We start from the raw sequence: 15,842 nt of genomic DNA, 5'->3' as shown, positions 1-15,842 counted from the left end.
GCATCGGCTCAGGGATGTGGCGTTGGTGGCTGAAGACGGCAAGATGGACGACAAGTACGTCGAGTACCTCAAGCGGTTGACCGCCGAACTGCGGCAGACGCGGCGGCAGTTGCGCGACGTGGAGGCACGCGACCGGGAGCCGGTCGCGATCGTCGCGATGAGCTGCCGCTACCCGGGTGGGGTGGACAGCCCGGAGGAACTGTGGCGGCTCGTCGACGAGGGCGGGGACGCCGTCTCCGGATTCCCCGCCGACCGCGGCTGGGACGTCGAGGCGGGTTACGACCCCGACCCCGACCACCCGGGCACGTTCTACGCGCTCGGCGGCGGATTCCTGCACGAGGCGTCCCGTTTCGACGCGGACTTCTTCGGGATCTCGCCGCGCGAGGCACTGGCGATGGACCCGCAGCAGCGGCTGCTGCTGGAGATCTCCTGGGAGGCGTTCGAGCGGGCCGGGATCGCCCCCGGCTCGGTGCGCGGCAGCAGCACCGGCGTCTTCGTCGGCGCCGCCACCTCCGGATACGGCGCCGGCGTGAGCGAGTTCCCCGAGGGCGTGCAGGGCCTGCTGCTGGCGGGCAACGCCACCTCGGTCGCCTCCGGCCGCATCGCCTACACCCTGGGGCTGGAGGGGCCGACCGTCACCGTCGACACGGCCTGCTCCTCCTCGCTGGTCGCCCTGCACTGGGCGTGCCAGGCGCTGCGCCGCGGCGAATGCGACCTGGCGCTCGCGGGCGGCGTGGCCGTGATGGCCACCCCCGCCATGTTTTACGAGTTCAGCCGGCAGCGCGGGCTGGCCGCCGACGGGCGCTGCAAGGCGTTCTCCGACGACGCCGACGGCACCGGCTGGGCCGAGGGCGCCGGCATGCTGCTCGTGGAGCGGCTCTCCGACGCCCGGCGGCTGGGCCACCCGGTGCTGGCCGTCGTCCGCGGCACGGCGATCAACTCCGACGGCGCCTCCAACGGCCTCACCGCCCCCAACGGCCCCGCCCAGCAGCGGGTCATCCGCGCCGCCCTCGCCAACGCGGGACTCGCCCCCGCCGAAGTGGACGCCGTCGACGCGCACGGCACCGGCACCTCGCTCGGCGACCCCATCGAGGCGCAGGCCCTGCTCGCCACCTACGGCCAGGACCGCGAACAGCCGCTGTGGCTGGGCTCCTTGAAGTCGAACATCGGGCACAGCCAGTCGGCCGCGGGCGTCGGCAGCATCATCAAGATGGTCGAGGCGATGCGGCACGGCGTGCTACCGCGCACCCTGCACGTCTCCGAGCCGTCCCGACACGTCGACTGGTCGGCCGGGGCCGTACGCCTGCTCACCGAGCCGGTCGACTGGCCGGAGACGGGCCGCCCGCGCCGCGCCGGGGTGTCGTCGTTCGGCATCAGCGGCACCAACGCGCACGCCGTCATCGAGCAGGCCCCCGCCGCCGGACCGGCGGAGCCCGCGGACGCCGCCGCGCAGCCGACCGCCCCCGCCGCCGAGCCCCGCACCCTGCCCGTCGTGCCGTGGCCGGTGTCCGCGCGCAGCGAGGAGGCGGTACGCGCGCAGGCCGCCCGGCTCCTGGCCCGGCTGCGGGACGGGACCGAGCCGCCGCGCCCCCTGGACGTGGGCCACGCGCTCGCCACCACCCGGGCCGCCCTGGAGCACCGGGCGGTCGTCCTCGCCACCGACCACGAGACCGCCGTACGGGAACTGGCCGCCCTCGCCGAGGGCACCGCGGGCCCCGGGACCGTCCGGGGCCGCACCGCGCGGGGCGCCACCGCCTTCCTGTTCGCCGGTCAGGGCTCCCAACGGCTCGGCATGGGCCGCGAACTGTACGAGACCCACCCCGCCTTCGCCGCCGCCTTCGACGCGGTGGACGCCGAACTGCCCTTCGGCCTGCGGGAGATCGTCTTCGGCGGGGACGCGGACCTGCTCCACCGCACCGAGTACGCGCAGCCCGCCCTGTTCGCGCTCGAAGTCGCCCTCCACCGGCTGCTGGAGTCGTGGGGCGTCACCGCGAAGTTCCTGCTGGGCCACTCCGTCGGCGAACTGGCGGCCGCCCATGTCGCCGGCGTGTGGTCCCTCGCGGACGCCTGCCGGCTGGTCGTGGCGCGCGGCCGGCTGATGCAGGCCCTGCCGGAGGGCGGCGCGATGGCCGCGCTCCAGGCGACCGAGGAGGAGGTGCTGCCCCTGCTGAACGACCGGGTCGGCATCGCCGCCGTCAACGGCCCCCGCGCGGTGGTGATCTCCGGCGCCGCCGACGCCGTGGCGGAGGCGGCCGCGCACTTCCGCGCACAGGACCGCAAGGTGACGGCCCTGCGGGTCAGCCACGCCTTCCACTCCCCGCTGATGGAGCCCATGCTCCAGGAGTTCCGCGCGGTCGCCGAGACCCTCACGTACCACACGCCCCGGCTGACGCTCGTCTCCGGCATGACCGGCGAGATCGCCCGCCCGGCCGACCTGTGCTCGCCGGACCACTGGGTCCGGCACGTCCGCGAGCCGGTCCGGTTCGCCGACGGCATACGGCTGTTGGCCGAGCGCCGGGTGGCCCGCTACGTCGAGCTGGGCCCCGACGGCACCCTCACCGCCCTCGCCCAGGACTGCTTCGAGGGCGACGCGCCGCCCGCCGTGCCCACCCTGCGCAGGGACCGGCCCGAGCCGGCCGCCCTGATGGCCGCGGTCGCCGGCGCCTTCGCCCACGGCGCACCGGTCGACTGGCCGGCCGTCTTCGCCGGTACCGGCGCCCGGAACGTGGAACTGCCGACGTACGCCTTCCGCCGTGAACGGTACTGGCTGGAGCCCACCCCGCCCGGCACGGCGACCGCCCGCGACACCGGCGGCGGGGACGCGGGCTTCTGGACGGCCGTCGAGGACGAGGACATCGCCGCCCTCGCCGACACCCTGGACGTGGACGAAGGGCTCGTGCGTCCCCTCGTGCCCGCCCTGTCGTCGTGGTGGCGGGGGCGGCGTGAGCTCGGCCGGGTGGACCGGCTGCGCCACCGCGTCGCCTGGCAGCCCCTCGACCCGGCCGCCGGCGGCCCGCTCACCGGCCGCTGGCTCGTCCTCACCACCGCCACGGCGGCCGACGGCCCCCTGGCAGCCGCCGTGACCGAGGCGCTGCGCGCGGGCGGAGCCGAACCCGTGCCGTGGACGTACGCCCCCGACGAGGAACGCGCCGCGCTGGCCGCACGGCTCACCGGCCTCGGCACCCTCACCGGCGTCCTCGCCCTGCCGGCCGAGGAACGCCCCGACGACGACGGACAACAGCCCCTGGCGGACGCCCTCCTGCGCACCGTACGGCTCGTGCAGGCGCTCGGCGACGCCGAGGTGACCGCACCGCTGTGGCTCGCCACCCGCGGCGCGGTGGCCACCGCACGCTCCGACGCCGCCCCCGAGCCGGCGCAGGCCGCGCTGTGGGGCCTGGGCCGGGTGGCCGCCCTGGAGTCGGCCGGCCGGTGGGGCGGCCTCGTCGACCTGCCGCAGACCGTCGACCGGCGGGCCGCCGCCCGCCTCGCCGCGGTGCTGGCCCAGCCCGGCGACGAGGACCAGATCGCGGTCCGTGCCTCCGGAGTCTTCGTACGACGGCTCCTGCACGCCGACGACCCGGCCGCCCCGCACGACGGTGCGAGCGGCTGGCAGCCCCGCGGCACCGTCCTGATCACCGGCGGCACCGGCGCACTGGGCGCCCGGGTCGCCCGCTGGGCCGCCGAGCAGGGCGCGGAGCACCTCGTCCTGACCGGCCGCCGCGGCCCCGACGCCCCCGGTGCCGCCGAGCTGACGGACACGCTCACCGCGCTCGGCGCCCGGGTCACCGTCGAGGCCTGCGACCTCGCCGACCGTGCCGCCGTCGAGGAACTGCTCACCCGGCACCCCGTGGACGCCGTCGTCCACGCGGCCGGCGTCACCGACACCCTCCCGCTGGCCGACCTCGACGCGGACCGCTTCCGTGCGGTCCTCGCCGCCAAGGCACACGGCGCCGCCCACCTCGACGCGGTGCTGCGCGCCCAGGGAGACCGCCCGCTCGACGCGTTCGTGCTGTTCTCCTCCATCGCCGGCGTATGGGGCAGCGGAGGCCAGAGCGCCTACGCCGCCGCCAACGCCTACCTCGACGGCCTGGCCGAACAGCGGCGCGCCCGCGGCGCCACCGCCACCTCCGTCGCCTGGGGCCCCTGGGCCGAGGGCGGCATGGCCACCGAGGGCGGCGCCGAGGAGTACCTGCGCCGACGCGGTCTCACCGCCCTCGACCCCGACACCGCGCTCGCCGCGCTGCGCCGCGTCCTGCAGCAGGACGTCACCGGTCAGGTCGTCGCCGACGTCGACTGGTCCCGGTTCGCCCCCAACTTCACCAGCACCCGTCCCAGCCCCCTGCTCGGCGACCTGCCCGAGGCACGCGACGCGCTGCGCACCGGACAGGCCCCCACGGACGACGACGGAGCGGGCGCGGCACTGCGCGCACGCCTCGCGGGCCGCCCGGCCGCCGAACGCCTCCGCGCACTCCTGGAGCTGGTCCGCACCCACGCCGCCGCCGTCCTCGGCCACGCCGACGCGGCACTGCTGGAGACCCGGCGCGCCTTCCGTGACTCGGGCTTCGACTCCCTCACCGCCGTCGAACTGCGCAACCGCCTCGCCGCCGAGACCGGCCTGGCCCTGCCCGCCACCCTCGTCTTCGACCACCCCACCCCCGTCGACCTCGCCGCCTTCGTGCACGGCGAGCTGTTCGACGAGTCCCGGCCCGCACACCTGGACGGGACCGGTGGCGCGGCACGCGGGGAGCGCACGGCCGACGACCCGATCGTCATCGTCGGCATGGGCTGCCGCCTGCCCGGCGACGTGTCCGGCCCCGACGAGCTGTGGGAACTGGTCGCCGCCGGACGGGACGCGATCTCCGAGTTCCCCACCGACCGCGGCTGGGACCTCGACGCGCTCTACCACCCCGAACCGGGCCGCCCCGGCACCAGCTACACCCGGCACGGCGGATTCCTCACCGGCGTCGGCGCCTTCGACCCCGCCTTCTTCGGCATCTCGCCGCGCGAGGCCGTCGCCATGGACCCGCAGCAGCGGCTGCTGCTGGAGACGTCGTGGGAGGCGCTGGAGCGCGCCGCCATCGCCCCGGGCGCCCTGCGCGGCAGCCGCACCGGCGTGTTCATGGGCTCCAACGGCCAGGACTATCCCGCCCTGCTGCTCAGCACACCCGACGCCGGGGACGGGTACCTCGGCACCGGCAACGCCGCCGCCGTGGTCTCCGGCCGTATCGCCTACGTCCTCGGCCTCGAAGGACCGACCCTCACCGTCGACACCGCCTGCTCGTCCTCCCTCGTCGCCCTGCACCTCGCGGTGCGGGCGCTGCGGGCCGGCGAGTGCGACCTCGCCCTCGCGGGCGGCGTCACGGTCATGTCCACCCCGGGCGCCTTCCTGGAGTTCAGCCGCCAGCGCGGCCTCGCGGCGGACGGCCGGTGCAAGGCGTTCTCCGACGACGCCGACGGCACCGGCTGGGCCGAGGGCGTGGGCGTGCTCGTCGTCGAGCGGCTCTCCGACGCCCGCCGCAACGGGCATCCGGTCCTCGCCGTGGTCGCCGGTTCCGCCGTCAACCAGGACGGCGCCAGCAACGGCCTGACCGCCCCCAACGGCCCCGCCCAGCAGCGGGTCATCCGCGCCGCCCTGGCCGACGCCGGGCTCGCCCCGGCCGAGGTGGACGCGGTGGAGGCGCACGGCACCGGTACGGCACTGGGCGACCCCATCGAAGCCCAGGCCCTGCTCGCCGCCTACGGCCAGGACCGCGAACGCCCGCTGATGCTCGGCTCGTTGAAGTCCAACCTCGGCCACACCCAGGCCGCCGCAGGTGTCGCCGGTGTCATCAAGATGGTGCTGGCCATGCGGCACGGTCTGCTCCCGGCCACCCTGCACGCCGACACCCCGAGCACCCACGTCGACTGGTCGGCGGGCGCCGTGGAACTGCTCACCGAGACCACGCGCTGGCCCGGCGGCGACCGGCCGCGCCGCGCCGGAGTCTCCGCGTTCGGCGTCTCCGGCACCAACGCCCACGTCATCGTCGAACAGCCCTGGGACGAGGAGCGGTCCGGGACCGTCGAACAGCCCCGCGAGACCGCGCCGAAGGGAACCGGGACCGGCGGCCCCCTGCCCTGGGTGGTCTCCGGCGCGTCCGGGAACGCCCTGCGCGCACAGGCCGGACGACTCCTCGCGCACGCCGACGCCCGGCCCGGCCTCACCGCCGCGAGCCTCGGCCTCTCCCTCGCCACCACCCGTACCGCGCTCGACCACCGTGCCGTGATCCTGGGCGCGGACCGCGCGGAACTCGTCTCCGCGCTCACCTCCCTGGCCCAGGGCGAGCCCGCCTCCGGCGTGGTCACCGGCCGCGCGCGGGCCGACGGCCGTACCGCGTTCCTCTTCGCGGGGCAGGGCGCGCAACGGCCCGGCATGGGACGCGAGACGTACGAGGCCCACCCCGTCTTCGCGGACGCCTTCGACGCCGTGTGCGCGCAGGTCGACGGGGAACTGCCGCGCCCTCTGCGGGAGATCGTCTTCGGGGACGACCCCGACCTGCTGAACCGGACGGAGTTCACCCAGCCCGCCCTCTTCGCCCTCGAAGTGGCCCTGTTCCGGCTGCTGGAGTCCTGGGGCCTGCGCCCCGACGTGCTCGCCGGGCACTCCATCGGCGAGATCGCCGCCGCGCATGTGGCCGGGGTGTGGTCGCTGGCGGACGCGTGTCGTCTGGTGGTGGCGCGGGGCCGGCTGATGCAGGCCCTGCCGTCGGGCGGTGCGATGGCGGCGCTCCAGGCCACCGAGGACGAGATCCTGCCGCTGCTCGGTGACGAGACGGGCGTCGCGGCGGTCAACGGTCCCCGGGCCGTGGTCGTCGCGGGAGCCGCGGAGGCCGTCGAGGAGATCGCCGCCCACTTCCGTGACCGGGACCGCAAGGTCACGGCGCTGCGGGTGAGCCACGCCTTCCACTCGCCGCTGATGGAGCCGATGCTGGCCGACTTCCGCAAGACCGCCGAGAGCCTGACCTACGAGCCGCCCCACCTCCCCGTCGTCTCGACGGTCACCGGTGCGGCCGCCACGGCCGAGGACCTGTGCTCCCCGGAGTACTGGGTCCGCCATGTCCGCCGGCCGGTCCGCTTCGCCGACGCCGTCACCGTCCTGGAGACCGAGGGCGTCACCCGGTTCCTGGAACTGGGACCGGACGGCACCCTCACCGCCCTGGCCCACGCCTCGCTCACCGACGGCGAACCGGTCGCGGTCCCCGCCCTGCGCCCCGACCGCCCCGAGACCGCGACGCTGCTCGCGGCGGCCGCGACACTCTTCGCACACGGTGCCGACGTCGACTGGTCCGCGTTCTTCCCCGCCGGGCGTCCCGTCGAACTGCCCACCTACGCCTTCCAGCACGGCCGCTACTGGCCGCGCCCGGCCGGCGGCCACCTCGGCGACCTCCGCTCGGCGGGTCTGTCCGCCGCCGGTCACCCGCTGCTCGGCGCCGCCGTCACCCTCGCGGACAGCGGGGCCGCGGTCTTCACCGGCCGGCTCTCCACCCAGCTCCAGCCGTGGCTGGCCGAACACGTCGTCTCCGGTTCCGTCCTGCTGCCCGGCACCGCCTTCCTGGAACTCGCCCTGCACGCGGCCGACCGAGTCGGCTGCGGTCAGGTCGAGGAACTCACCCTGCGGACACCGCTGGTGCTGCCCGCCCACGGCGCCGCCCAGCTCCAGGTCACCGTCGGTGCCCCGGAGTCCGACGGGCGCCGCGAGATCGGCGTGTACTCCCGCCCGGCGGCCGGCTCCGACGCCGACGGGCCCGACGACGAGCCGTGGATCCAGCACGCGAGCGGCACCCTGCTGCCCGAGGCCGCCGTGCCGGACCCGGAGGCGGACGGGCGACCGCCCGCCGACGCCGCCGAGATCCCCACCGACACCCTCTACGAGCGGCTGGCACAGACCGGCCTGTCCTACGGCCCGCTCTTCCGCGCACTGACGTCCGTGCGGCAGAGCGGCGACGACCTGTTCGCCGAGGCGTGCCTCCCCGACGAGGCCGCCTCCGACGCCCGCCGGTACGGCGTCCACCCCGCCCTGCTGGACTCGGTGCTGCACGCCCTCGGAGCCGCCCCGACAGTCACCGGCGGCACGGCAGGAGAGGATCGGACTCCGGGCCTGCCCTTCTCGTGGAGCGGCGTCACCCTGCACGCCACCGGTGCGTCACGGCTCCACGCCCGTCTGCGGGCCATTGGGAGCGGCTCGGTCGCCCTCGACCTGGCCGACCCGTCCGGCGCGCCCGTCGCCACCATCGGGTCCCTCACGCTGCGCGCCCTCACGGCACCGGCAGCCGCGACCGCGCACACCCCGCACGCCGAGCTGCTGCACCGGGTCGACTGGACGCCGCTCCCGCTGGACGCGCCCGCCGCACCACTGCCGTCGCCCCTCCCGACCACTCTTTCGACGACCGGTGCCGACGCGGGAACGGACACGCTGGTGAGCGTGGCCTCCCCGGCCGGCCACGGCGCGGAGGCAGCGCACACGGCCACCGCTCACGCGCTGGAACTGGTACGTGTCTGGCTGACGGAGGAGCGCTTCGAGGGCGCCCGGCTCGTGCTGGTCACCGAAGGGGCGGTCACGCTCGACGCGACGGCCCCCGATCCCGCCCTGGCCGCGGTGTGGGGTCTGGTGCGGGCGGCCCGGGCGGAGAACCCGGGGCGGTTCGCGCTGATCGACGTGGACGGCACCGACGCGTCATGGGCGATCGTCCCGGCCGCGCTCACCTCCGGTGAGGCCGAGGTCGCCGTACGCGGCGGCACCCCGTTCACCCCGCGCCTGGGCCGGGCCACGGCCGGCCGCGAACTCGCGCCTCCCGCGGGGGAGTCGGCCTGGCGGCTGGACATCGTGGAGCAGGGCACCCTGGAGGGACTGGCGCTGCGGCCGGTCCCGCAGGCGCGAGCGGAACTGACGCCCGGTCACGTCCGTATCGCGGTGCGGGCCGCGGGCGTGAACTTCCGTGATGTGCTCAACGCGCTCGGCATGTACCCCGGCGACGCGGAGGACTTCGGTCTGGAGGGCGCCGGTGTGGTGACCGAGGTCGGTCCCGGGGTGACCGGGCTGGCCGTCGGCGACCGCGTGATGGGTCTGTTCTCCGGCGCGTTCGGGCCGGTGGCGGTGGCGGACGCCCGGACGGTGGCCCGGATGCCGGCCGGCTGGACGTTCGCGCAGGCGGCGTCCGCGCCCCTCGTGTTCCTGACCGCGTACTACGCCCTCGACGACCTCGCAGGCCTGCGGGCCGGCGAGTCGGTGCTGGTGCACGCGGCGGCCGGCGGCGTGGGCATGGCCGCCCTGCAGCTGGCGCGGCACCGGGGCGCCGAGGTGTTCGGCACGGCGAGCGCCGGCAAGTGGGACGCCCTGCGGACTCTCGGCCTGGACGAGACGCACATCGCCTCGTCCCGCGACACCGCGTTCGAGACGGCCTTCCTCGCGGCCACCGGTGGCCGGGGCGTGGACGTCGTACTGGACTCGCTGGCCGGCGAGTTCGTCGATGCCTCCCTGCGGCTGCTGCCGCGTGGCGGCCGCTTCCTGGAGATGGGCAAGACCGACGTCCGGGACGCCGACGCGGTGGCCGCCGGGCACCCGGGTGTGACGTACCGCGCCTTCGATCTGTGGGACGCCGGTCCGGAGCGGATCGGGCGGATGCTGTCCGACCTGGTCGCCCTGTTCGAGTCGGGCGTGCTCAAGCCCCTTCCGGTCACGTGCTGGGACGTACGACAGGCCCCGGAGGCGTTCCGCCATCTGTCGCAGGCGCGGCACGTGGGCAAGGTGGTGCTGACCGTCCCGGCGCCGCTGGACCCGGAGGGGACCGTGCTGGTCACCGGTGGCACCGGCGGCCTGGGCGCCCTGGTGGCCCGCCACCTGGTCACCGAGCACGGCATCAGGCACCTGCTGCTGGCCGGCCGCCGAGGCCCCGAGGCCCCGGGCGCTCGCGAACTCGTCGCGGAACTGACGGACTTGGGGGCCGAGGTCGAGGTGGCGGCCCTGGACGTCGCCGACCGGGGCCGGCTCGCCGCCGTCCTCGCGGGCGTCCCCGCCGCGCATCCGCTGACCGGCGTGGTGCACGCGGCCGGTGTCCTGGACGACGGTGTGGTCGCCTCCCTCACCCCCGGCCGGCTGGCGCAGGTCATGCGGCCCAAGGCGGACGCGGTGGCGCACTTGGACGAGCTGACGCGCGACGCCGACCTGTCGGCGTTCGTGGTCTTCTCCTCGGTGGCCGGTACGTTCGGCGGCGCGGGCCAGGCCAACTACGCGGCCGCCAACGCCTTCCTGGACGCCTTCGCCGCCACCCGCCGCCGCGCCGGCCTGCCCGCGACCGCCCTCGCCTGGGGCCCGTGGGCGCCCGGTGCGGGCATGACCGCCGAGCTGACCGAGGCGGACCTGCGCCGCATGGCCCGCGGCGGCATGCGGCCGCTCACCCCCGAGCAGGGCCTCGGCGCCCTCGACGCGGCCCTGCGGCGGACCGAGTCCGTCCTCGTGCCGATCGCGCTCGACCGGCGCGTGCTGCGCGACCGGCAGGCGGTCGCGGCGCTGCCCGCCATGCTCCGCGGCCTGGCCGTCGCCCCGGCACGGCGCACGGCGGCCACGGCGGACGCCGCCGGGGACAGCTTCCGGACCCGGCTGGCGACCCTCGCACAGCCCGAGCGCGAGTCGGCGGTCCTGGACCTGGTACGCACCCGGACCGCCCTGGTGCTGGGGCACTCCGGCCCGGACACCGTCGAGGCCACGCGGGACTTCCGGGGCCTCGGCATCGACTCGCTGACCGCCGTGGAACTGCGCAACCGCCTGAACGCGGCGACCGGACTGCGGCTGCCGGCGACCCTGGTGTTCGACTATCCGTCGCCGCAGGCGCTCGCGCGCCACATCAGCACCGAACTCCTCGACACCCGGCCCACGGGCGCAGCCGCCGCCGCGACCGGTGCCACCGGCACGTCCGTCCGCGCGGCCGACGGGACGGACGACGCGCGGATCGCGATCGTGGGCATCGGCTGCCGGTTCCCCGGCGGGGTGCGCGGACCGGAGGACTTCTGGCGGCTGCTCGCCGACGGCGTCGACGCGATCGGGGCACCGCCCGCGGACCGCGGCTGGCACGCGGAAGGCGTCGAGGGCGGATTCCTGTACGACGCCGCCGAGTTCGACGCGGACTTCTTCGGTATCTCGCCGCGCGAGGCCCTCGCGATGGACCCGCAGCAGCGACTCCTGCTGGAGATCTCCTGGGAGGCGCTGGAACGGGCCGCGATCGACCCGCGCGGGCTGCACGGCTCCCGTACCGGCGTGTTCGTCGGCACGAACTACCAGGGCTACGGTTCGGCCGCGCACCACGTCCCCGAGGACGCGCAGGGACAGCTCCTGACCGGCCACGCCGCGAGCGTGGCCTCCGGCCGCGTCGCCTACGCGCTGGGCCTGGAGGGCCCCGCGGTCACCGTGGACACCGCCTGCTCGTCCTCACTGGTGGCCCTGCACTGGGCGGCCCAGTCGCTGCGGTCCGGCGAGTGCGATCTGGCGCTCGCGGGCGGTGTGACGGTGATGGCGACACCGGGCGCGTTCGCCGAGTTCGACCGGCAGGGCGGGCTCGCCGGCGACCACCGCTGCAAGGCCTTCTCGGACGACGCCGACGGCACCGGCTGGGGCGAGGGCGCCGGCATCCTGCTGCTGGAGCGGCTGGGCGACGCCCGCCGCAACGGCCACCCGGTGCTCGCGGTGGTCCGGGGCAGCGCCGTCAACTCGGACGGCGCCAGCAACGGGCTCACCGCGCCCAACGGCCCCGCCCAGCAGCGCGTCATCCGCGCCGCGCTGGCGGCCGGCGGGCTCACCCCCGCCGACGTCGACGCGGTCGAGGCACACGGCACCGGCACGACGCTCGGCGACCCGATCGAGGCGCAGGCCCTGCTCGCCACCTACGGCCAGGACCGCGAACGGCCCCTGTGGCTCGGGTCGGTCAAGTCCAACATCGGCCACACCCAGGCCGCCGCCGGGGTCGCCGGCGTCATCAAGACGGTCCTGGCCATGCGGCACGGGACACTGCCCCGCACCCTGCACCTGACCCGGCCCACCAGCCACGTCGACTGGACGGCCGGACGGGTCGAACTGCTCGCCGAACCCGTGCCCTGGCCGCGTTCGGGACGCCCACGGCGCGCCGCGGTCTCGTCGTTCGGCATCAGCGGCACCAACGCCCACGTCGTCCTGGAGGAGGGCGCGGGGCGGCAGGACGCCGCCGAGCCGCACCCCGAGGGACCGGTCGCCTGGCCACTGAGCGCACGATCGGCCGCCGCCCTGCGAGCCCAGGCCGAGCGGCTGCGCGCCCGGCTGGCCAACGACCCGGAGCCGTCCCCCGCCGACGTGGCGCACTCCCTGGCCACCGGCCGCGCGGTCTTCGAGCACCGGGCCGTGGTCGTCGCCGAGGACCGCACCCAGCTCCTGACCGCGCTGGGAGCGCTCGGCCGCGGCGAGGACACCGCCGCGGTGGTGCGCGGACGCACCGGCCCCCGGGGACGCACGGCGTTCCTGTTCAGCGGGCAGGGCTCGCAGCGGCCCGGCATGGGCCGGGCACTCCTCGACCGGTTCCCGGTGTACGCCGAGGCCTTCCACCGCGTCTGCGACGCCTTCGCCCCGCACCTCGACGTGCCGCTGGCCGACGTCGTCCTCGCAGCCGAGGGCACGGAGCGGGCCGCGCTGCTGGACCGCACCGCCTACACCCAGCCCGCGCTGTTCGCCGTCCATGTGGCGCTGTACGAACTGGTGCGCTCGTGGGGCGTCGCGCCGGACGCCCTGATGGGGCACTCCATCGGCGAACTGTCCGCCGCGCACGTGTCCGGAGTGCTGTCACTGGCCGACGCGTGCGCCCTGGTCGCGGCCCGAGGCCGGCTCATGGACGCGCTTCCCGAAGGCGGCGCGATGGCCGCCGTACAGGCGTCCGAGGACGAGGTGGCGCCGCTGCTCGCCGGACGCGACCGGCACATCGCGGTCGCCGCCGTCAACGGGCCCATGGCCGTCGTGGTCTCCGGCGACGAGGACGCCGTGTCCGACATCGACGGGCATTTCGCCGCGCTGGGCCGAAAGACTAGGCGTTTGCGGGTCAGCCATGCGTTTCACTCAGCGCATATGGACGCGATGCTTGCGGAGTTCGAAGAGGTCGCGCGCGGCGTGCGCTACGACGCGCCCGCGATCCCGATCGTCTCCAACGTGACGGGCGACCGGGCCACCGAGGCCGAACTGACCTCGCCCGGACACTGGGTGCGGCACGTGCGGCAGACCGTGCGCTTCGCGGACGGCGTACGACGGCTGCGCCAGGACGGCGTCGGCACGTTCGTCGAACTCGGCCCGGACGGCTCGCTGACCGCGATGACCCTCGACACCCTCCAGGAGGCGGCGCACCACGGCCCGCAGGAGCCGGCCGAGGCCGCCGTCGCCGTCCCCGTGCTGCGCCGGGGCCGGCCCGAGCCGGTCACCGCCCTGCTGGCCGCCGGGACGCTGCACGTGCACGGCCTCGCCGCCGCGCCGACCGGACTGACCGGCCCGGCCCGCACGGTGGAGCTGCCGACGTACGCCTTCCAGCGCGACCGCTACTGGCTGGAGGCGGCGGGGTCCACCGGCCCCGAGCCCATCGGCCCCGACCTGCCGGGCGACGGCGGCCGCCTCGACGACGAGTTCTGGGCCGCCGTCGAGCGCGGCGACCTCGGCGAGCTGACCGAGCGCCCCGACCTCGGCGACGACACCCCGCTCAGCGAACTGCTGCCCGCGCTGTCGTCCTGGCGGCGCCGCCGCCAGGAGCGCTCCGCGCTCGACTCCTCGGCCTACACGGTGGTCTGGCGTCCGGTGCCGGACGGCCCCCCGCCGGTGCTGTCGGGCACCTGGCTGCTGGCCGTGCCCGCCTCCCGGGCCGAGGACCCCTGGACGGCCGGCCTCGCCGACGGCCTGACCGCGCACGGCGCACAGCTCGTGCGGCTCCCCGTGGACTGCGCCCGCACCGACCGGGCCGCGCTCGTCGAGGAACTGCGCGAGCTCCCCGAACCGGACGCCGTACAAGGCGTGCTGTCGCTGCTGGCCCTCGACGAGGAGCCCGCGGCCACCACGGACCGCGCGGCCACCCCCGCCGGCCTGGCCGCGCTGCTCGCCCTGACCCAGGCGCTCGGCGACCTGGAGATCGGCGCCCCGCTGTGGGCCGCCACCGCCGGCGCCGTCGCCGCCACCGACCGGGAGAGCGTCACCGCGCCCACCCAGGCCGCCACCTGGGGCCTGGGCCGGGTCGCCGCGCTGGAACACCCGCAACGCTGGGGCGGTCTCGTCGACCTCCCCGCCCGCCTCGACGGGCGGACCGCCGAACGGCTCGCCGCCCTGCTCTCCGGCACCACGGGAGAGGACCAGACCGCCATCCGGGCCGCCGGCGTCCTCGCCCGCCGCCTCGTGCACGCCCGGCCGTCCGACGCCCCCACCCCCGAGTGGAGCTGCGCGGGCGAGACCGTCCTGATCACCGGCGGCACCGGAGCGCTCGGCGCCCGGGTCGCCCGGCGGCTCGCCGAACGCGGCGCCCGCCACCTGGTGCTGGTGGGCCGCCGCGGCCAGGAAGCGGACGGCGCCCAAGCGCTGCGCGCCGAACTGGCCGCGCGGGGCGCGACCGTGACACTGGCCGCCTGCGACACCGCCGACCCCGACGCCCTGGCCGCCCTGCTGGCCGAGCACCCGGTCGACGCCGTGGTGCACGCGGCCGGGGTCCTGGACGACGGACTCCTCCAGTCGCTCACCCCCGAGCGGCTGGAGGCGGTGCTGCGGCCCAAGCTGGCCGCCGCCCGCAACCTCGACCGGCTCACCCGCGACCGCGACCTGTCGGCGTTCGTCCTGTTCTCCTCCTTCGCCGGCACGGTCGGCTCGGCGGGGCAGGGCAACTACGCCGCCGCGAACGCCTACCTCGACGCGCTCGCCGCCCGGCGCCGCGCCGACGGCCTGCCCGCCACCTCCGTGGCCTGGGGACCGTGGGCCGGTGGCGGAATGGCCGCCGGCGGCCCCGAGGCGGAGGCACGGCTGCGGGGCGGCGGTGTCGTCCCGCTCGACCCGGACACCGCGCTCGCCGCCCTCGACCGGGCCGTGGCCGGCGAGGACGCCGCGCCGACCGTCGCCGAACTCGTCTGGGACCGCTTCGTACCCGGCTTCACCGCGGTGCGGCCCGCCCCGCTCCTCGCCGAACTGCCCGAAGCCCAGGCCCTGATCCGCCGGGCACGGGAGAGGGACGGCGCGACCGCGACGGACAGCGGCGCGCTGCGCTCCCGACTCGCCGGGCTCGCCGAGGCCGAACAGGAGCGGCTGCTGATCCAGCTGGTCCGCGGCCACGTGGCCACCGTCCTCGGGCACACCTCCGCCGAGGCCGTCGACGCCGACCGCGCCTTCAGCGAACTCGGGTTCGACTCGCTGATGGCGGTGGAACTGCGCAACCGGCTCGGCACCGCGGCCGGGCTCCAGCTGCCCGCCACCCTCCTGTTCGACCAGCCCACACCCCGCGTCCTCGCCCGCCATCTGCGGTCGCTGACCGTGGCCGAAGGCGGCGAAGCACCCGCGCTGGACGCCCTCGACCAGCTCGAGGCCGCCCTCGCCGGGCTCGCCGAGGACGACACCCGGCGCGGCCGGATCGCCTCCCGCCTGCTGGCGCTCGCCTCCCGCTGGAACGGCCAGGGCGAACCGTCGGCCGAGCGGACGGACGACGGCGGCGGCGACCTCCAGGACCGGATCGAGTCCGCCGGCGCCGAGGAGATCTTCGCCCTCATCGACAACGACCTGGGCATCTCATGACCGGCACCACGACCGTGGCCACCGCCACGACCGACACGACCTTCCAGGT

The 15,842-nt window shown here is 76.4% G+C and carries 1 protein-coding gene; it reads left to right on the top strand.

What is annotated here, in order from left to right; translation table 11 throughout:
• Positions 1 to 25: 25 nt before the first annotated feature.
• Positions 26 to 15,793, top strand: a complete 15,768-nt coding sequence (locus tag ACFY30_RS38675; RefSeq protein ID WP_390849828.1) for a type I polyketide synthase — start codon at positions 26 to 28, stop codon at positions 15,791 to 15,793.
• Positions 15,794 to 15,842 lie beyond the last annotated feature (49 nt).

Source organism: Streptomyces sp. NPDC000345 (genome assembly GCF_042898825.1).
Lineage (GTDB): Bacteria > Actinomycetota > Actinomycetes > Streptomycetales > Streptomycetaceae > Streptomyces.
Note: the sequence above shows the minus strand (reverse complement) of the source record. Positions and strands in the feature narration are given on the sequence as shown.